23 protein-coding genes are annotated in these 17,928 nt (G+C 44.5%); 9 read left to right on the forward strand and 14 right to left on the reverse strand.

What is annotated here, in order from left to right; genetic code table 11:
- Positions 1-19: 19 nt before the first annotated feature.
- Entirely contained in the window at positions 20-877 is an 858-nt protein-coding gene (locus tag QUA88_RS18010) for a bifunctional class I SAM-dependent methyltransferase/HIT family protein (RefSeq protein ID WP_333052749.1), read from the forward strand.
- 188 nt (positions 878-1,065) lie between these two features.
- Positions 1,066-1,635: a hypothetical protein gene (locus QUA88_RS18015; RefSeq protein WP_333052751.1), complete on the forward strand. Its 570-nt coding sequence runs from the start codon at positions 1,066-1,068 to the stop codon at positions 1,633-1,635.
- 91 nt (positions 1,636-1,726) lie between these two features.
- On the opposite strand, the gene QUA88_RS18020 is transcribed toward QUA88_RS18015, so the two are convergent.
- Genes QUA88_RS18020 through QUA88_RS18035 form a run of 4 tightly spaced genes read right to left on the reverse strand, consistent with a single transcriptional unit; the run spans position 1,727 to position 2,728 of the window.
- Positions 1,727-2,083 carry a GNAT family N-acetyltransferase gene (locus QUA88_RS18020; protein WP_333052753.1) on the reverse strand — a complete coding sequence of 119 codons (357 nt, stop codon included), beginning with the start codon at positions 2,081-2,083 and terminating at the stop codon, positions 1,727-1,729.
- Complete coding sequence (locus tag QUA88_RS18025; protein WP_333052754.1) at positions 2,067-2,309, reverse strand: hypothetical protein; 243 nt, start codon at positions 2,307-2,309, stop codon at positions 2,067-2,069. The genes QUA88_RS18020 and QUA88_RS18025 overlap by 17 nt, the downstream gene beginning before the upstream one ends.
- Positions 2,290-2,568, reverse strand: coding sequence for a BrnT family toxin (locus QUA88_RS18030; protein WP_333052755.1), 279 nt, complete (start codon positions 2,566-2,568; stop codon positions 2,290-2,292). The genes QUA88_RS18025 and QUA88_RS18030 overlap by 20 nt, the downstream gene beginning before the upstream one ends.
- A gap of 37 nt (positions 2,569-2,605) precedes the next feature.
- A complete protein-coding gene (locus QUA88_RS18035) occupies positions 2,606-2,728 on the reverse strand; it encodes a hypothetical protein (RefSeq protein ID WP_333052756.1) in 123 nt (40 codons plus the stop codon).
- Between the two features lie 126 nt (positions 2,729-2,854).
- Between QUA88_RS18035 and ilvA the strand changes: the two genes are divergently transcribed.
- Complete coding sequence (gene ilvA, locus QUA88_RS18040; protein WP_333052923.1) at positions 2,855-4,387, forward strand: threonine ammonia-lyase, biosynthetic; 1,533 nt, start codon at positions 2,855-2,857, stop codon at positions 4,385-4,387.
- Positions 4,388-4,452: 65 nt separating this feature from the next.
- Here the strand turns inward: ilvA and QUA88_RS18045 are convergent, their stop codons facing one another.
- The 3 genes from QUA88_RS18045 to QUA88_RS18055 all read right to left on the reverse strand — a co-directional run bounded on the left by QUA88_RS18045 (position 4,453) and on the right by QUA88_RS18055 (position 5,899).
- Positions 4,453-4,800 (reverse strand): DUF5615 family PIN-like protein, encoded by a 348-nt coding sequence (locus QUA88_RS18045; RefSeq protein WP_333052757.1) that lies wholly within the window; start codon positions 4,798-4,800, stop codon positions 4,453-4,455.
- Entirely contained in the window at positions 4,797-5,132 is a 336-nt protein-coding gene (locus tag QUA88_RS18050; RefSeq protein ID WP_333052758.1) for a DUF433 domain-containing protein, read from the reverse strand. The genes QUA88_RS18045 and QUA88_RS18050 overlap by 4 nt, the downstream gene beginning before the upstream one ends.
- Before the next feature lie 404 nt (positions 5,133-5,536).
- Positions 5,537-5,899 carry a hypothetical protein gene (locus QUA88_RS18055; protein WP_333052759.1) on the reverse strand — a complete coding sequence of 121 codons (363 nt, stop codon included), beginning with the start codon at positions 5,897-5,899 and terminating at the stop codon, positions 5,537-5,539.
- A gap of 244 nt (positions 5,900-6,143) precedes the next feature.
- On the opposite strand from QUA88_RS18055, the gene QUA88_RS18060 reads away from it, so the two are divergent.
- From QUA88_RS18060 to QUA88_RS18075, 3 genes are all read left to right on the forward strand, one after another.
- Positions 6,144-6,662 (forward strand): hypothetical protein, encoded by a 519-nt coding sequence (locus tag QUA88_RS18060; RefSeq protein WP_333233836.1) that lies wholly within the window; start codon positions 6,144-6,146, stop codon positions 6,660-6,662.
- A gap of 232 nt (positions 6,663-6,894) precedes the next feature.
- On the forward strand, positions 6,895-7,101 hold the full coding sequence (locus QUA88_RS18070; protein WP_333052761.1) for a hypothetical protein: 207 nt from the start codon (positions 6,895-6,897) through the stop codon (positions 7,099-7,101).
- On the forward strand, positions 7,101-7,448 hold the full coding sequence (locus QUA88_RS18075) for a type II toxin-antitoxin system PemK/MazF family toxin (RefSeq protein ID WP_333052762.1): 348 nt from the start codon (positions 7,101-7,103) through the stop codon (positions 7,446-7,448). The genes QUA88_RS18070 and QUA88_RS18075 overlap by 1 nt, the downstream gene beginning before the upstream one ends.
- Here the strand turns inward: QUA88_RS18075 and QUA88_RS18080 are convergent.
- The 6 genes from QUA88_RS18080 to QUA88_RS18105 all read right to left on the reverse strand — a co-directional run bounded on the left by QUA88_RS18080 (position 7,436) and on the right by QUA88_RS18105 (position 9,999).
- Positions 7,436-7,714 carry a type II toxin-antitoxin system ParD family antitoxin gene (locus QUA88_RS18080; RefSeq protein ID WP_333052763.1) on the reverse strand — a complete coding sequence of 93 codons (279 nt, stop codon included), beginning with the start codon at positions 7,712-7,714 and terminating at the stop codon, positions 7,436-7,438. The genes QUA88_RS18075 and QUA88_RS18080 overlap by 13 nt on opposite strands.
- A gap of 103 nt (positions 7,715-7,817) precedes the next feature.
- Positions 7,818-8,135, reverse strand: coding sequence for an RNA-binding protein (locus QUA88_RS18085; RefSeq protein WP_333052764.1), 318 nt, complete (start codon positions 8,133-8,135; stop codon positions 7,818-7,820).
- Between the two features lie 5 nt (positions 8,136-8,140).
- A complete protein-coding gene (locus QUA88_RS18090) occupies positions 8,141-8,506 on the reverse strand; it encodes a hypothetical protein (protein WP_333052765.1) in 366 nt (121 codons plus the stop codon).
- Between the two features lie 10 nt (positions 8,507-8,516).
- Positions 8,517-8,714, reverse strand: a complete 198-nt coding sequence (locus QUA88_RS18095) for a hypothetical protein (RefSeq protein WP_333052766.1) — start codon at positions 8,712-8,714, stop codon at positions 8,517-8,519.
- Positions 8,715-8,835: 121 nt separating this feature from the next.
- A complete protein-coding gene (locus tag QUA88_RS18100; RefSeq protein WP_333052767.1) occupies positions 8,836-9,522 on the reverse strand; it encodes a class I SAM-dependent methyltransferase in 687 nt (228 codons plus the stop codon).
- Positions 9,523-9,624: 102 nt separating this feature from the next.
- The gene (locus QUA88_RS18105) at positions 9,625-9,999 is read right to left on the reverse strand and encodes a DUF1257 domain-containing protein (RefSeq protein WP_333204390.1); all 375 of its coding nucleotides are present in this window, start codon (positions 9,997-9,999) and stop codon (positions 9,625-9,627) included.
- A 381-nt stretch (positions 10,000-10,380) separates the two neighbouring features.
- On the opposite strand from QUA88_RS18105, the gene QUA88_RS18110 reads away from it, so the two are divergent.
- The 3 genes from QUA88_RS18110 (at position 10,381) to QUA88_RS18120 (ending at position 16,230) form a co-directional block, all read left to right on the forward strand.
- Complete coding sequence (locus QUA88_RS18110) at positions 10,381-11,571, forward strand: WD40 repeat domain-containing protein (RefSeq protein ID WP_333204388.1); 1,191 nt, start codon at positions 10,381-10,383, stop codon at positions 11,569-11,571.
- A gap of 601 nt (positions 11,572-12,172) precedes the next feature.
- The gene (locus QUA88_RS18115) at positions 12,173-14,545 is read left to right on the forward strand and encodes a PAS domain S-box protein (protein ID WP_333052770.1); all 2,373 of its coding nucleotides are present in this window, start codon (positions 12,173-12,175) and stop codon (positions 14,543-14,545) included.
- Complete coding sequence (locus QUA88_RS18120; protein ID WP_333052771.1) at positions 14,545-16,230, forward strand: EAL domain-containing protein; 1,686 nt, start codon at positions 14,545-14,547, stop codon at positions 16,228-16,230. Before QUA88_RS18115 ends, QUA88_RS18120 begins: the two co-directional genes overlap by 1 nt.
- 47 nt (positions 16,231-16,277) lie before the next feature.
- Here QUA88_RS18120 and QUA88_RS18125 read toward each other — a convergent pair whose 3' ends face one another.
- Positions 16,278-17,723 (reverse strand): J domain-containing protein, encoded by a 1,446-nt coding sequence (locus tag QUA88_RS18125; RefSeq protein WP_333272985.1) that lies wholly within the window; start codon positions 17,721-17,723, stop codon positions 16,278-16,280.
- Positions 17,724-17,928: the final 205 nt, after the last annotated feature.

A 17,928-nucleotide genomic window follows, 5' to 3' on the forward strand; every position in this document is an offset into this window, starting at 1 on the left:
AAATCAAATTTATGCCGCCATGAAAAAGCAACAAAATAAATTCAGCCACCTGACGGCAATCGAAAGAATTTATCTGTCATTTCCAGCCAGATTTTTATTGGATAAAAACTTGCTGCAAGGGAAAATCTTAGATTTTGGGTGCGGCTTCGGCAGCGATGTGAGATTGTTGCAGCAAAAAGGCTTAGATATTGCGGGTTATGACCCTTATTATTTCCCGGAATTACCCAAAGATAAATTCGACACAATCATTTGCTTTTATGTTTTGAATGTTTTGTTTCCTGAAGAACAAGCTAATGTCCTGATGGAAGTGTCGCACCTGTTGAAACCGGGAGGGAATGCGTATTTTGCGGTGAGAAGGGATATCAAAAAAGAAGGCTTTCGAGAACATTATGTTCACAAAAAACCTACATATCAGTGCATTGTCAAACTTCCATTTAAGCCAGTTCACCTAGATGAGTATTGCGAAATTTACAAATACGTGCATTACAATCACCAAAGAAATTCTACTAATAACTGCATATTTTGCAATCCTTACAAAAACCTAATTTTGCTAACTGAATCAGCAACAGCTTATGCGATGTTTGACGGTTATCCAGCCAGCAAAGGTCATGTTTTAATCATCCCAAAACGTCATGTCGCCAATTATTTTGAACTGCCGTTTCGAGAGCAATCGGCTTGCTGGTTTATGGCTAACAAGGTACAAGAGATGTTAAGTAAAGAGTTTCAGCCAGACGGTTTTAATGTGGGAATCAATATTAATAAACAGGCTGGTCAAAGTCGCAGTCACGCTGCTATTCATGTTATCCCGCGTTACAAGGGCGATGCGGCTGGGAATAAAGGGGGAATTAGGTATGTGATTCCGAAGAGTGAAAAATAAAAGTTAGCCAATTGTGAAAGGAATTCTTTTTTACCGCAGAGGCGCAGAGAACACAGAGGAATAGAGAAGAGAGGGATTCATAATTTTTGTAATGATTGTTATATTTGAGCAAACGGCGAGCAAAATAGAGTTAAAATGTGTTTGCAAGGTCTAAAACTACACATTAGCAGTAATTTGGTGTTCTGTTTATGTCTAAGCGCAAAAAGCAAGAATGGCTCAAGGAAACCCTAGAACTCAAAGAAGACCACAATTGGAAGTCAAAGCCTGGAACTCGAATTTTTGTAGCAGGAAGAGGTGCAGTCCGCTTTGATGTGCCGGAAGATTGGCATTTTGAACCGGATACTAAGTCGTTCCGATTTACGGATAAAAAGCCGCCGGATGATGATTGTCGTTTGGAGGTTTCGTTTAATTTGCTACCACCTGGTAACTGGGCAGATTTTCCGCTGGTGCCGCTATTACAGAAGGTGGTTGAAGATGAGACGCGAAATCCGATCGCTTTTGGGGAAATTATCCAATTGAAGCGGCAAACTGCCCGCGTTGTTTGGACGGAATTTAAGTTTATCGACCCTCCAGAACAGCGGGAAGCTTATTCGCGAATCTGTATTGGGTTGGGTTCTAATGTTCAGTGTTTGATTACTTTTGATTACTGGGTTGACGATGCTGAACGTTTGACTCCTGTCTGGGATACGGTGATGGATTCGTTAGTTCTGGGTTTGTTTATTAGCGACCCTCGAACGGGGTTCGCACGTCCCGATTAGACCGATTTTCTGGAAAACTTTCAACAACTAATTTTGCTAAGTGTTGAATTGGCAAGCCACCTGTCAGTAAATTTAGAACCAACATTAAACTTTACAACCGCTTTGCCATGAAAATATCTGGCTTGCCAATTCCGTTCGCGTCGGGCATCACTCCCACGATCGCAAAACCCATTTTTTGATAAAATTCGTAGGGATGACCGCGCAAATTTCTAATTTTGGCGATGTGTTCCCAAACGTTAGGATAAAGATCGATGCCTGAAAGAGTTGTTTGATTGTCTTCGTCGTCTGTACCTACCCACAGCACGATCCCTCCCCGGTTTTTAGCTTCTGTTGCTAAATCAGCTACGAGCGATCGACCAATTCCTTGTCCCCGAAATTCTGTTCTCACTACCAGCGGGTGCAGTTCCCAAACATTACCGTATTTTAGGACTTTAAACTGTATCCCCACTACTTGCTTGAGGCATCGCTTCAATCAGTGCCCGAAGCACCTTGTTGACTGCCTCTGGTGTTGAGAAAATCCGGGCAATATCCTCATCCAAAACAACGACTGTCATTTGTTGCTTTCCACTACGATTTGCAAAACGGTTGGGTTTGGCTTTTTTGTAGTCGAAGCGGTACTCTGACAAAAGGTCATCTTCCGAGTTTGAAGATTCATTAAAAGGCGTTTTCTTCATAGTCTTCACGCTCCTTTCTAGTGGCTATACGGGCACTAATGATACGGATTGTATTTGCACGTTCAGTATAGCTGACTAGCAGCAACTGATTGTTTTGAGAGTGACCGATGATAATTTCACGGCGCTCATTTTGTGAATGTTTTTCATCATCAAAAATTACGGCAAGCGGATTGTAGAAAACTGTCTTTGCTTCTTCAAAATTTACACCGTGTTTGTTGAGATTGATAGCTGCTTTGATTTCGTCCCATTCAAATTCCATACCCTGATTGTATGTTTTATATATTTTCGCGCTTTTGCTATCTAACGCTGCTTTTATTGTAATCGTACTCCACCTGAGTGCGACTCAACTTCCCCGCTGACTCGACGAAATAAGTTCGATCGCGCGTTTTCAGTATTTTCCCAAACGGAAAAGTTATCATTGATAACTTCCGTGAAGCGAAGCTATCCCGCAGGGAATCGCCCGTTAGTGAAGCTTGCAGCTATTCGATCGCCAATTCCCCGCAAAATACTAACACAAGTGCCCTACAATTATCCCACCATCCGGCATCAACCAACCTGCTAACCCCATGCTTTGCGATTACCTAGTACAAATCCTCACCGCCCGCGTCTACGATGTTGCTCAAGAAACACCCCTCGAAGTAGCCCCCAATCTATCAGCACGGCTCAACAATAAACTTTTGCTGAAGCGAGAGGATATGCAGTCGGTGTTTTCCTTCAAACTGCGAGGTGCGTACAACAAAATGGCGCAACTGTCGCCGGATTTGCTAGCACAAGGTGTCATTGCAGCTTCCGCCGGCAACCACGCCCAAGGAGTCGCCCTCGCCGCCCGCCACCTAGGAACTCGCGCGATCATAGTCATGCCCGTAACGACGCCGCAGGTGAAGGTAAATGCGGTGATAGCCCGTGGTGGAGAGGTAGTCTTGCATGGGGATACCTACGATGATGCTTACGCTTTTGCGCGTCAATTAGAGGGCGAAAAAGGTATGACTTTTATTCACCCTTTTGATGATCCCTACGTAATTGCTGGACAGGGTACGATCGGCATGGAAATTCTGCGGCAACATCAAAAACCAATTCACGCGATTTTTGTGGCAATTGGGGGCGGTGGATTGATTTCGGGAATTGGGGCTTATGTCAAGCGGTTGCGGCCGGAAATTAAGATTATTGGCGTCGAACCAGTGGATTCCGATGCAATGAATCAATCGCTGAAAGCGGGTAAACGGGTGCGTTTGTCGCAGGTGGGTTTATTTGCTGACGGCGTTGCTGTGCGGGAAGTGGGGGAGGAAACTTTTCGGTTGTGTCAGGAGTATGTGGATGAGATTATTTTGGTGCATACGGATGATGTTTGCGCGGCGATTAAGGATGTTTTTGAAGATACGCGATCGATCTTAGAACCTGCAGGCGCTTTGGCGATCGCAGGTGCGAAAGCTTACGTCGAACGCGAACAAATCGCAGGAGAAACATTAATTGCTGTTGCTTGCGGCGCGAACATGAATTTCGATCGCCTGCGTTTTGTAGCAGAAAGAGCCGAGTTTGGTGAACGCCGCGAAGCCATTTTTGCAGTCACAATTCCCGAACAAGCTGGCAGTCTCCGCAGGTTTTGCGAGTGTCTTGGAAAGCGCAATTTAACGGAATTTAGCTATCGAATTGCGGATGAAAAAGAAGCACATATTTTTATCGGCGTGCAAATTGAAAACCGTGCCGATGCGGTGAAGATAGCCGCAAGTTTTGAAGATTGTGGCTTCAAGACTTTGGATTTAACTGATGATGAATTAACGAAATTGCACGTGCGGCATATGGTGGGCGGGCGTTCCATGCTGGCCAATCATGAATTGTTTTATCGCTTTGAATTTCCCGAACGTCCGGGTGCGTTGATGAAGTTTGTCGGTTCGATGAGCCCTAACTGGAATATCAGCGTTTTTCACTATCGAAATAATGGCGCAGATTACGGGCGAATTGTGGTGGGAATTCAGGTACCGCCGGATGAGATGAAGGAGTGGCAGGCTTTTTTGGATACGCTGGGCTATCAGTATGGGGATGAGAGTCAAAATCCGGCGTATAAGTTGTTTTTGAGGTAGGGTTTTTTGGGAAAGGGCGATCGGGCTTTTAGTGCGGCAAAGCTAAATTAAACGGTTGCAACTCATCATAAAGGAAGATACTGAATTTGTCCTGCCAATTCTCCCTCAAGACTGCACTCCAGAAGGATTAGAATATCCTCAATAACTCGACCAATGGGTGCATCGAAGGTAATTTCAAAAACTCCTGGCATTGACTTACCTGCCGCCATACGTTCATAGGCATAGCGGGTAATCGTAGCAACATCATGGGTTAGTAATATCCGATCTTCTTCCGCCGCCCATTCCAGCACTGTTGGGTCATCTTCACCGGATAAGCCAACGTCTTGGACGCGAACAATGTCAATGTCTGATTTGCGACGCATCAAACCTCTAACAATTGTATTGTCAAAGTTTTCATCAGCTAGGAATTTCATGCCGATTTCTCTGCCTTGCGGGCCAGCAATCTGTCACGCAATCCCTGCGGATCAAACCTTGCCTCATTCATTTTGCGAATCTCTTGTGCTTGTTGCTGTCTTTGCTGCAAATACGTTTCGACTTCCTGCTGGTGATTGAGGTAAAAAGCGATGGTGGCATACACGTCAGCTAATCTCAACGACGGATAACGATAAACGATTTCCTCCGCGGTTGTTCCCTGCTTAAACACTGCAATCACGGTATCTAAAGTCACGCGAGTGTTACCGACTCGCACTACGCCGTCAGCATTGGTCTTTAGGGGGGCCTGTTCAGCTACAACTGCTAATGTCATGGCAACCTTAACGCTTACTGTCTGAATTGTATCAGAACTTCGATATGACTTTGAGGGAAAATTTCAGTTAGAGGGGTAATATGGCCAGCAGCGATTTCCTGACGTACTATCTCAGCTAGACTATCCCACTGAGCGTCTGTTGTAGCTTTAAATTGATCCTTCCACACCTGTTCATCACTGATATCCTCTTGGGCCATTAGAATGCGGATTAACTCTCGTTTCTCGATCGCCGACAGTTGTCTAATGGTAGGGAGTAATTCTGTTAGTGCGATCGGTTGTTTTCCTACGATGCGTCTATGTTAACGGTAGCAGGTTAACGTAGTAATTGCAACTTCTAAGGGAGTCTCATAAAAATACTGCCGACTCAAGGTAGCGATGCAGGCGGTATGATGTTCAGTAGTGTTTTATTCGGAAAGATTTGAGCAATCATTAAAGTACGCAATGAGTGCTTCACCAACAGCTTTTGTAACTCCACCAGCTACCACTGATTTTGCTGCCCATCCGAAGACTGGAACAAAATCAAGGACTGAGTGTGCAAGTTTACTGCCAATGAGTGGAGCCGCAATTGTAGCAAACACTGCCCCAGCTTGAGTTTTATCCATATCAACATCAAAAATTGACCCGACTTGAATAACCATTGTTACATCGCCTCCAGTCATTAGATAATGAGAACCTGGAATCCAAGCCACACTTGCAAATCCCAAAGCCCATTTATTGATAGCCGAGCGTGCTTGTTCTCTCGCTTGTCTTTTGTTGGATGCTGCCATAATGATAACCAATCACCTTTTTTGGATTTAAATTACCTCACAAAGCTTTTGAGCTTTGCAAATTCAAGCTTAGGTTTATTTTTTTCTATGCTAGATCGAAATAATCAAACTGAACAGCCAAAAAAGTGGGGAAAAGTTGGATATTCCTAGAAGGGCGCTCGACAACTGGTATACAAAGCAAAAAAGTTGGAAAAAGTTGGAAAAAGTTTGCTATAGTAACTAAAATTATCCCACCATCCCACCTATGGACAGTCCTCAGATATTGCAATTTGTCGATGAAGCTGTCTATACCAACACAGGTAAACGTCTAAATAACTTGCAGCGAAAAATTATTTCGGGAATACTGAATCGTCAAAAATATGCTGACGTTGCAGAAACTTATGGTTATAGCTCCCAGCACGTTAAAAAGGCTAGTCACGAACTTTTACAAATGTTATCTGAAGTGTTTGGCGAACAAGTAAAAAAAAGTAATCTTGAATCCGTGTTAGAAAGGCATATAAATCTGAATATAAGTTTTGGCAATAAAAACACTATTAATAAAAATCTTATTGGTATTGGCTGCATAAATAATTGCCCTGAACCCTCTACTCCTACGCCCGATAAAAGTCAGCCTAAAAATCCCGACTCGCAGCAGAAAACCAAAAATCAAACTAAGATTGAAACAATTGATAAATTACGGCAGTTTGGCTTGAGCGACGAACAAATTGCAGAAGCGCTAGATATACCTTTAGAGCAGGTTAAACAGGTGGACTTGGAGGAGTAAAGTCTCCTACAGTAATGAAAAGGTAAGTTTTGAAAAGAAATTAGGAGAATCAATTGAAAATCAAAATTATTATTCACGAAGCAGAATAAGGCGGATACTGGGCAGAAGTTCCTGCTATTCCTGGCTGTGCAACAGAGGGAGAAACTTTTGAGGAATTGCTGCAAAATCTCTAGGTCGCGATCGAAGGTTGCCTTGTTGAAGTAAGATAAAATATCCCCAGATTTTTTCAGCTATGAACACAAAACTCATTGAATCGTTGGTACAAATCATCCAGACACTCTCAGAAGAAGAGCAATTGCTAATCAAAGCAAAACTATTTAGTAACATCCCCTATCCTTCTACTGCGGAAATAGCCCAGTTAGCCCAAAGCGGACGAGCATTTCAATTCCTGCACGACGAACCTGATATTTACACCCTTGAAGATGGAGAGCCAATTTAGTGAAGCTAAAAAAAGGAGATATTGTTTTAGCTGAATTTCCCTTTACAGATTTGAGTCAGAAAAAGTTACGTCCGGCTTTAGTGCTGTGGGCAAGTTCAACCATAGATGAAATTACGATCTGCTTCATTTCTTCGCAAAATGTCACTAGCCTAAGTTTAGATGAATTTGCTTTAAATGCTTCAGATCCCGAATTTCCCAGCACGGGATTAAAAGTATCTTCTAAAGTTAGAGTGACTCGGATTGTCAGTCTTGAACAGAGATTAATACTGAGACGATTGGGCGAGTTAGGAAGTCAGCAAATGCAGGAATTGAATGCAACTATCATACAAGCATTTCAATTAGTATAGCCTTGTTTACTCTCGCGTACTTGCCGGAAACGATCGCAAATCCCTGCAATAAAAGTTTCGCCATCAATCGGTGGAGTATGTTCGGACATGGCAACAGCAGCATCTATCTTAACTCGTACAGCATCGAGCCACTGGCGATCGGCGCGATCGTATTCATCTAACAATCGCAAGGCAACTTCCAGCACTTCTTCAGCAGAGCCATATTTACCAGTTTGCAGTTTAGTTTGGATGAATAGTTCTTGGGTTTTCGTCAGAGTAATGCTCATAGTATTGATTTACTCGTTTGCTTCAATTATATCGCGTCGATCGATCTTTGAAACCAGCGATCGGGAAAATTGGGATTTTGCGATCTTAGCATACCTAATTATTTCACACCATCACCGGACGACTTCTCAGTGGCACGAGAATTTCATGCAAAACACTAGGCTTCGCATTCAGATACACTTCACGACAATTAGCATCATTATATCCGACAACAATTGCACCGATCGCACTACCGATTTCAGGATACATCTCTTCACTCATCTCTCCGTTATCCAAAAAGTCTGGAATTTTAATCAAACCTTTGACAGCATCTTCACCAATATTAACAAACACTCCAAATGGAGCATGATATTCAACTTTACCAAGCAAAAATTGCCCCAATCTGTACTTTAACTTAATTTGTTCCCAGCTTTGACTATCCATAATATTCAATGTGGTTTGAGGACTCGTGGAAATTGGTTGAGTATGGCAAACAAGCGTTGAGGTACAATTACCTCAATTCGCTCGTAACCGTCTTTCTCATCATAGCGATATTCCAGCGACTTGAAATACTGCTCATAACTTGACTTATCAATTGAAACCTCCAGTATCCCTTCTTTATAGCTTTGATTATACTCTTCTGCAATACTTCGATCTTGGGGGCCGGCAAAATAGCAATTTCCATCGACATAAGGAGGATTGTAGGGAAAATCGACGGTTTGAAATCCCTCTTTCAGTAATTTCTGACCTTTGCCTTTTTGAGGTGCTTTGTAAATCGTAATGATTTGGGGGGGTAGTAACTGACTAGGTTCCATGCAGAATGCTTTAAATTTCCTTACACTTTCCTTCACTAAATGCTTGTTCGGCTTGTCGAATCAAGGCGTCAAATTTGCCTGCTTTCATATCCTCTTCAATTTGCTTATCCCAAAGTGCTTCTTGGAACTCATCAAGCCCTTCGAGAAACTCTGCGAGCTCATTTTGTGAAAGTTCCGTTACAGCAGTCTTGAGTTCTGTAATGTTCATGGGTAACTATCTTTTTTTCCTAAAATTAGTTTACCAGTTTGGTATAATTAGATCGCGTCGATCGCATTATACAAAATTCCCTCTTCATTACCCCTGTTCTCGGAGTCCGTTTGACAAGATTTCAATCGCCGAGTGACTGACAAATCAGCAGCATGGAAAGAGGAATCTGCGTCTGTGGATGTGTCGGCTCCTTGAATTCACATACCCTCCAGCCAGATTCCGACACTTGTTGAAACCACGAACTAACTGTGCGAAAATACCACGGCATCGGCTCTCGAAAAGCTCCGCCGAAGTTGTCGAAAGTCTCGGTTTTCCATCCATCAACATAGGGCTGTTCCTGACACGCTGTGAATGGATGAACTGTCTGGATAAACAGATGTCCGTCTGAGACTATTGCTTTGCGTAACGATCGCAATAAATCTCCAATTTCCTCACCCAGTAGCGAGAAATTACAGACAATTCCATCGTATGGTTGACCGAGTATCGCTGGATCGGCAATAATCTCATCGTAGCCGATCGCCCGAAAGCAACCGCCTCCTTTCTCACAAGCTCGATCGACCAAAACAGCGCAACCATCAACTCCGACAACCTCAACACCGCGCTTTGCTAGGGCGCGCGTCAGCCAACCTTCACCGCATCCGACATCCAAAACTCGCCGAGGCTTATAGCGCAGCACAGCTTGCAGAATAGCCTCGTCGGTTGCTGCGCGGCGACTTTCGATTGTGTTGTATTGGATCGCCTGTATCCATGCGTCAGCATTAGCCTCCCAACTTTGTTGAATTTGTTGTTCAGGGCGATCGAATTTCATAGTGATTCTCCTATTGGTACTAGGACTTACGAAAAAATCTAATTTTAACCCGATTCTGCGTAAGTCCTGAGTCCATAAAAACGAGTTCAACAAGCCCAATTATTAAACCCATCTACCCACTACAACTCTCAGCGTTCCATCTGCCAAAGTTTCCTCTTCTTCAACATGAAAACCCTCTGACTGCACCGCCGCCATCAAACTTTTGCGCGCGTATTTTTGACTAATTGAATTGACAAATTCCTGCTGATTAATTCGAGCGCCCCAAAAATCCGCTACCAATTCGTAATCCTCTCCGTTGCGGCGAAAACCCAAATCGTAACCATTGGATTGCCGAATCACGTACTCGGCATTAGTTTTGTCACCCCGATAACCCCGTACCTGCACATTGGACTCTACTTGATAACCCAACTCTTCCAACACTTGATGCAGCAGTTCGCCGTTCTTGATCTGAACCTTGATCGTTGTGAAGTGTGACATATCACTTTCGGATTTTTGTGTGAAACGCTGATTTGATTATAATACTATAAACTGCAACAGTCAATAAGTTAGAACTTGCGATCTTAAACGAGGTTTGAGCGTCACCGAAAGCAGCCAGGTTACAAGCCCCCGGATTCATCTGTGCAGAAATTCACAACAGAGTATCCGATAACAATTCCCCCGATTTATCCGTGAGTTCGCTTTTTTCAATCCTCCAATTCTTCAATCTAAAATCTAAAATCGTATGATAGCCGATAATTGTAAGCAACCTAAACAATACGATATATCCGACAACAATTCCCCCGATTGATCCGTGAGTTCGCTTTCTTCAATCCTCCAATTCTTCAAATCTAAAATCCAAAATCTAAAATCTAAAATCGTATGATGCCCGACAATTCTAACCAACCCAGAGAATATGATGCCGTCCTCGGCGGCCAAAGTCAAATCCCGATCGCCGCCGCTGTTTTGGGAGGCATCGCCGGGGTCAAGCAGCGCTTCAACAGTCCTAGTATCGAGGCTCGGATTGCCGCTGTTAAAGATGCTCCTAAATACGGAGGCGCTGGTTTAAATTTAGCAATTGAGGCGCTGCTTGACCCCGCAGCAGAAGTGCAGCGAGTTGCTTATTTAATTTTGCGATCGAGGACAGAACCTCTAGTCCGCCAAGCTTTAAAAGAATTCGTGCCTTACAAGCTTTTTGACTGCATCCGCACTGTGAAAACTGGGACAAATGTTGCGATTAGTCCCGGAGGATCTTGCACGGCTAGTTTGCACGGCAAAATAATTAGAATTTGCGATGTAGAGACAGGAGAAATACTCTATACTGTTGACAAGTATCCCCGCGCTCAAGAAACTTTTGTCCTTTGCCAAGAAAGTGAAGTTTTTGTGAGAAGCAGAAATACTCCGAAACATCGTGCGATCGAAATTTGGCAGGGAGGAGAATTGCAGCATACTTCCCTCGGACATGAAGCGGAAATTAGCGCAATTGTTATCAGTCCCGACAGTCAAGTTATCGCCAGCGGTTCGGCAGATACTACTATTAAAATTTGGAATTTAGAGACGGGAAAGTTAATCTGTACTTTTGGCAGTCTTTTAACTTGGGGAGCTCATAAAGCAGGAATTGTTAGTCTTGCTTTTAGCCCGATCGCACAAACTCTCGCTAGCAGCAGTTCTGACGGTACAATTAAACTGTGGAACCTCCGCAGCAGAGAATGCTTTCAAACAATTAAAGGTTACGCGAATTGTCTGGCTTTCAGCCCAGACGGGCAGACTTTGGCTACTGGCGGCTGGGACAGAAACATTCAACTGCGGCAGCTATCGAATCCAGATACTTCAATCACTTTGGCCGGGCATTTTAACTCGATAAATGCGATCGCCTTTAGTCCCGACGGACTCACTGTTGTCAGTGCTAGTGCCGATGGTAATATCAAATTTTGGAATGCCAGTACCGGCGAACATATTCATACTCTCAGCGGACATCAAAACTCTGTTACTTGTCTTACTTTTAGCAGCGATGGTGAAACTATTATCAGTGGCAGTATCGACAAAACTGTCAAAATTTGGGGAATTAATTGAAGGAAGTTCGGCAACGGATTATGTAGCGCATGGAAGAAAGAGGGAAGAGGGAAAAAGGAAGAAGGCAGAAAGAAGAAGGAAGAAGGCAGAGGCGATACGCATGGGACAAGTGCAATTAAGGAATGAGAATTAAATAACTTCCACAAGTTTGTGGGATGGGCGTCCCGCCCATCCCACAATAACAATTAAAATTGTAAGTTATTTAATTCGCGATCCTAAGCGCGTCCTAACGGTCGGGCGCGCTGGCTATATTTCTAAATTCCAGATTCCAGATTCCTCGGTGCGTGAATCTACGCAAACAAATATAATAAATTTACAATCCCAGTTATTGTGCAAGCCGAGAATTGCGGAATTTATTTTTGCAATACTACAAATAGTTACCGTAAGAATACTGAGTTACAGGCATTATTCAGCTTATTATCAATTTGTGAACTGTTGCCAGAAAGCCTGAGCAAGGAGCATTTTCTGAATCCTTTAAACTAGCTTTAATATATCGCATCTTGGTTGGATGAGTATTCCTGCTAATTGTAATATTTGACTTAAAAAGTTTATGCTTAAAAGATAGGCTGGGGTTAAATATACAGTGCGCCCTAGAGTAACCATGTCACACTGCAACCAATCCATCTGTCGTTCCCGCAATCTCGTAGAAATGTGCGATACGGCTGCCAGTTGGCAGCAAAAAGCCGATCGACTAACGGTAGAATTAAACAGCACGCGCGATCGGCTTCACGCAGAAATCGATCGGCTAAAACTTGCCAACGAAACCCTTCACGCCGCTGTCAGTTGTGCCCCAATTTTCCTGTGGGCAACAGACAGAGAAGGCAAGTTAACTCTGGCAGCGGGGAAAGGATTAGAAAATTTGGGACTCAAACCAGGTGCAACTGTCGGGCGATCGATTTTTGAAGTTTACAGCAGCCAGCCAGATATCTTAGAAAATATTGCCGAGGTATTAGCAGGAAACGATCGCAATTGGAATGCCCGACAGGGGCATTGTATTCACGAAATTCGATCGGCAGCCCTGCGAGATGGAAACGGCGAAGTTGTCGGCGCCGTCGGTGTTTCTACTGAAATTACCGAGCGCGAGCAGTCCATCGCCAGTCTGAAAACGGCAAATCAAGAATTAGAAGACAGACTTCAGCAGCAAACGGCAGTCTTCAATGCAGCACTTGCCGAAAGCGAAAAAAAGTACCGCAACCTCGTAGAAACCTCCCAAGAATTGATTTGGTCGATCGATATTGAAGGCCTCTTGACTTTTGTCAATTCCGCCGCCAAACGCATCTACGGTTACGAACCGCCAGAAATGATCGGACGGCGCTTCACCGATTTTTTAGTTCCCGGTCAAGAAAATAGACCAAGAGAAATATTTGCCCAACTTTTAGCGAGAACCAAAATTCAGCCACAAAGCGCTAATTCTCCTTACGAAACAGTGCACCTTCGCAAAGACGGTACTCCCGTCCACCTGCGCGTCAACAGCATCGTCAACCAAGCTGAAAACGGCGCTATTTTAGGGTTGTGCGGAACGGCGACAGATATTAGCGATCGCAAGCGATCGGAAGAAGCACTCAAAGAAGCTACAGACCAACTTCGCGCCGTTTTGGATGCCGTACCCGGACTGATTTCTTGGATCAGTTCCGATTTGCGGTATATCGGAGTCAACCAGCACTTAGCAACCTCATTCAACCTGTCTCCTGAAAGCTTTGTCGGTCAAGAAATCAACTTTCTCGACAAAGGCTCGACTTTCGGAGAACTGATCCGAATTTTTTTTAACAGTTCATCTCAGCAAACCTGCCAAGAAATAGAAATAGAAATTAACGGTTTCGTCCGCAACTATTTGATAGTAGCTCAGAAATATCATCAGGGAACCGCAGCAGTTTCTGTAGGAATAGACATTACCGATCGCAAGCGTGCGGAAGCTCTCAAAAACCAATTGATCTGCTCGTTGCAAGAATCAGAACACAAATTTCGCAGCCTTTATGAAGCCACCAGCGACGCAGTAATGTTGCTTGACGAACATGAGTTTTTTGACTGCAACCCCGCCACCTTAAAAATATTTGGCTGTAGCAACAAACAAGAATTTTACGGCAAGCATCCGAGGGAATTTTCCCCGCCATTTCAGCCTAACGGACAAGATTCAGCCAGTTTAGCTGCACAGAAAATGAACATAGCAATGCTCATAGGTAGCTGTCGATTTGACTGGGTACACCAACGACTCGACGGTTCAGAATTTTCTGCCGAAGTTCTGTTAAACGCAATGGAAATTAACGGACAAAAATTTCTCCAAGCTGTAGTACGCGACATTACAGACCGCAAACGGGATGAGGATCAAATCAAAGCCTCCCTCGCCGAAAAAGAAGTCCTTCTCCAAGAAATTCACCACCGCGTCAAAAACAACCTCCAAGTTATTTCTAGCCTGCTGAAACTTCAGTCTCGCTACATTCAAGACAGCCGCGTTAGTGAAATGTTAAAAGAAAGTCAAAACCGAGTCAGATCAATGGCCCTGGTTCACGAACAATTGTATCAATCCAAAGACTTGTCAAACATTGACTTTGCTGAATACATCCAAAATCTCGCCCACAATTTATTCCAAGCTTATGAAAATCATGCAGAAGGCGTCAACTTGCAAACAAATATTGCGCCGTGTTCTCTCAATATTGATACGGCAGTTCCTTGCGGGTTAATTATCAACGAGCTTGTGACAAACGCCCTCAAATATGCCTTTAAAGGACAACTTAAAGGTAAAATTAACATAGATTTCACTTTAGATAATAACAGATTTTGCGTGCTAACCGTGAGTGACAACGGAATTGGTTTTCCTCAAGACTTAGATTATCGCACAGCCCGAACATTGGGTTTGCGACTTGTGGGGTCTTTAGTCAAGCAAATCCGGGGGGGAATAGAACTGTTGGAAACTGCTGGCACGACTTTTAGAATAACCTTTTATCAGCCCAAATTGCACTCTAAGGAGAAAATTTAGTGTCCAACAAAAAAATTCTGATAGTTGAAGACGAGAGCATCATTGCGGAAGACATTTCCGACAGTTTGATATCTCTAGGATATAGAATAACTGGGATGGTATATTCGGGAGAAGAAGCGATTGAATCGGCCGCCAAGTTGCGCCCGGATTTAGTTTTAATGGATGTTAACCTCCAAGGAGAAATCGACGGCATTACAGCAGCGGAAGAAATTCGCTTGCGATTTCAAATCCCGGTAGTTTATCTGACAGCCTATGCCGATGAAACTACTTTGCGACGAGTCAATAGTACAAAACCGTTTGGCTATATTGTCAAGCCATTTGAAGAAAAAAACTTGCATACAACTATTCAACTGGCACTCTACCGACATCAGTATGACAGCTTGACAAACCTGCCGAATCGTTCATTTTTGCGAGAAAAGTTAAGTCGAGTATTAGAGGGTCAAAAAGAATTGTCAGGAGTCGTTCCAGTTATCACGCTTAGCTTAGATAAAATCAACCGCATTAACACTACCTGGGGACACGATATCGGCGACTCAGTGCTTTGCACCATCGCCCAGCGGCTAACTAACTGCATGGAAAACATTAATATTGTTGCTCGTTTGGAAGCGGCAGAATTCGCGCTGATTCTTAAACCAGTGGCCGAAAAACAGGATGTGGCTAAAATTGCTCAAAACATTTTAGATATTGTATCCCAATCTATGATTGTCAAAGATTGCGAAGTCTATGTCACTGCTAGTATCGGGATCTGCTTGTATCCCGGAGACGGCACCGACGGAGATGAAATGCTGAAAAATGCTTATATAGCAATGTATGAATCTCAGCAGAAAGGCGGCAATAATTATCATTTTTATAATCCCACAAATGCTAATTATTTCATCAATACAATTCTTCAAGAAACTTCCCTGCGCCATGCGTTAAAAAGCTCAGAATTTGAAATTTACTATCAGCCTAAAATAGCAATTAAAACAGGTAAAATCATTGGTGCTGAAGCTTTGGTGCGCTGGAATCATCCTGAACGGGGGCGAGTTTCTCCGGGGGAATTTATTCCAATGGCTGAAGAGATGGGCTTGATTGCGCCGTTGGGTGAATGGGTATTAGAGACTGCTTGCAGGCAAACTAAAACATGGCAAATAGCAGGTTTACCGCCCCTGCGAGTCGCAGTTAACGTGTCAGCCCGTCAATTCGAGCGCAAAAATTTCACGGAAAGAGTCAGGGAGATATTAACAGAAACCGCTCTCGATCCCAAGTGTTTGGAATTAGAACTGACGGAAAGTCTGGTTTTGCAAGACGAAATTGCAGCAGCTAAAGCTTTTACGGTGTGGAAAGAGCAGGGGATTAGGATAGCAATTGATGATTTTGGAATGGGATATTCTTCTTTGAGTTATCCAAAACGCTTTCCATTTGATGCGATCAAAATTGACAAGAGTTTTATTCGCGATATTGCAGACGATCGCCAAAATGCAGCGATCACAATAGCGATTATTCAAATGGCACACTGCATGAACATGACGGTGGTGGCTGAGGGGGTAGAAAATAAGCAAGAACTTGATTTTTTGTGCGAGTACGAATGCGACGAAATTCAAGGCCATCTTTTCAGCCCAGCTTTGCCAAGCGCTGAGTTTGAAGCGCTGCTGAAAAGCGATAAGTGCTGGGATTTACATCAATTCCGGTTGCAATCCTCATGACAGTTAACTGTTAACTGTTGACTGTTAACTGTTGACTGTTAACTGATTTAAAAGATACGATCGCCCAACCAGCTTCCCAGCCACAGCCCAAAACCGGAAGTAGCCACCAACAGGATAACCGTATAAAGCCCGTTGCCGTTGTGGATCAACCTTTCAGCAGCTACCATCCGCGCCACAACTCCAGCAATAATGCCGATCGCAGCCCAAGCCCCATAAACAGTCTTAGATCCGGCGATAGCCAAGGCTTCGACGATCTCCCCCGAACCCGCCCCAGCAAAAACCCCCGCCCACGCCCCAATCCCCAGCCCGATCGCACCTCGGAGCCCGACGGGGCCGCCAGAATTGACGCCTAGTTCCGTCGCCAGCCCGCACATCAAGCCGACAAGCGCCCAACACACGGCCGCCACCAACGCCTTAACCCAATTCCCAGAAACCGTTCCCGCCATCAATCCCACCACTGCCACCACTCCCCCTACAGCCAAAACAGCAGCCACAGCCCGATACTGGGCCTCGGAACTGGCGATCGCCCCCAAACCAGCCCCAACTGCGGCCCAAGCAGCCCCTGTTACCATTCCTCCCGCCTGAAAACCAGCGATCGACCCCCCCACCGCCCCAGCCAAAACTAACGCCGCCAGCCACACTCTAGGCGTTGCCGAACCCTCCGCCAGCAAAATCGCGGCCCACAGCCAATCTGCACCGCAGATTAAAGCCCACATCCACAGCGGGGCGGCTGATTTCGTCAAAATCCAACCGGTCAAAGCGTAACTCACCACGGCGATTGCCAGCGGCCACCAAGGGAAGCTTGAATACTGTTGAGATGGGCGCACTTCCCTCGGCGGGATTCGTGGTTTTGAGTATTGAGTTGAAAATTCTGTTTTCCTTCTCGAAGTAAGCTTTCGATAGTTTTGAGATCGCCCTGCTTTCCTCGCAACGCTTCGCCCTGGTTGCTTTGTGCCCCGCCACCCTGGGCGACTGTGAGTGGTAAATCGTTTCTTTCTTGAAGAGTTTTTTTGAGTGAGAAATTTTTTGGAGGCGGCTTTTGGGCGGGTTTGACGGCGCTCTTGACCAGGCCTGGCGGCTGATTTTGCAGAACGCCTTCTCAGGGGTTTTTCCGGCGCAGGCGGTGGTGGCTGCTGAAACTGTTGTTCGATCGACCTCGATTCAGGCTGACTCAGAAACAACACCAACTCCTGGTAAGCTTCATTAATTTCTGTTAATCTTTGGTGAGCTTTTTGTTGCAGGCGATCGTTGTGGGCAAATCGATCGGGATGCCACACAAACGCTAAATCCCTGTAAGCGCGCTTAATTTCTTCTAGGGAAGTTCCCGGCTCAATTTCGAGGATTTCGTAGCATCGATTAATGTCAGCCATAGGCTTGGGGCAGGTGTTGGTAAATTCGCGTGAAGCGAAGCTATCCCCTAGGGAATCGTACTTAACATCTTCTACTATTCTCAGCCAAGCTGCACAGTAAGCTGAGATCCGATCGAGTGTCAATCGATTTTAGATTTTAGATTTTAGATTTTAGATTGACTTGCGCGAGATAAATGCGGGGGACGCAAGGATTTTCGATTTTCGATTCTGGATTGATTCCACGGAGCAATCACGTGGCGGGTACCACCTTTGAAATTCGCTTGTCAAGCGTTCTCAAGTCTGTCGGTCATCCCTAGGGTCGATCAATGCAGGCGGACAACTGAGTACA

The organism is Microcoleus sp. D3_18_C2, assembly GCF_036702395.1.
Lineage (GTDB): Bacteria > Cyanobacteriota > Cyanobacteriia > Cyanobacteriales > Microcoleaceae > Microcoleus.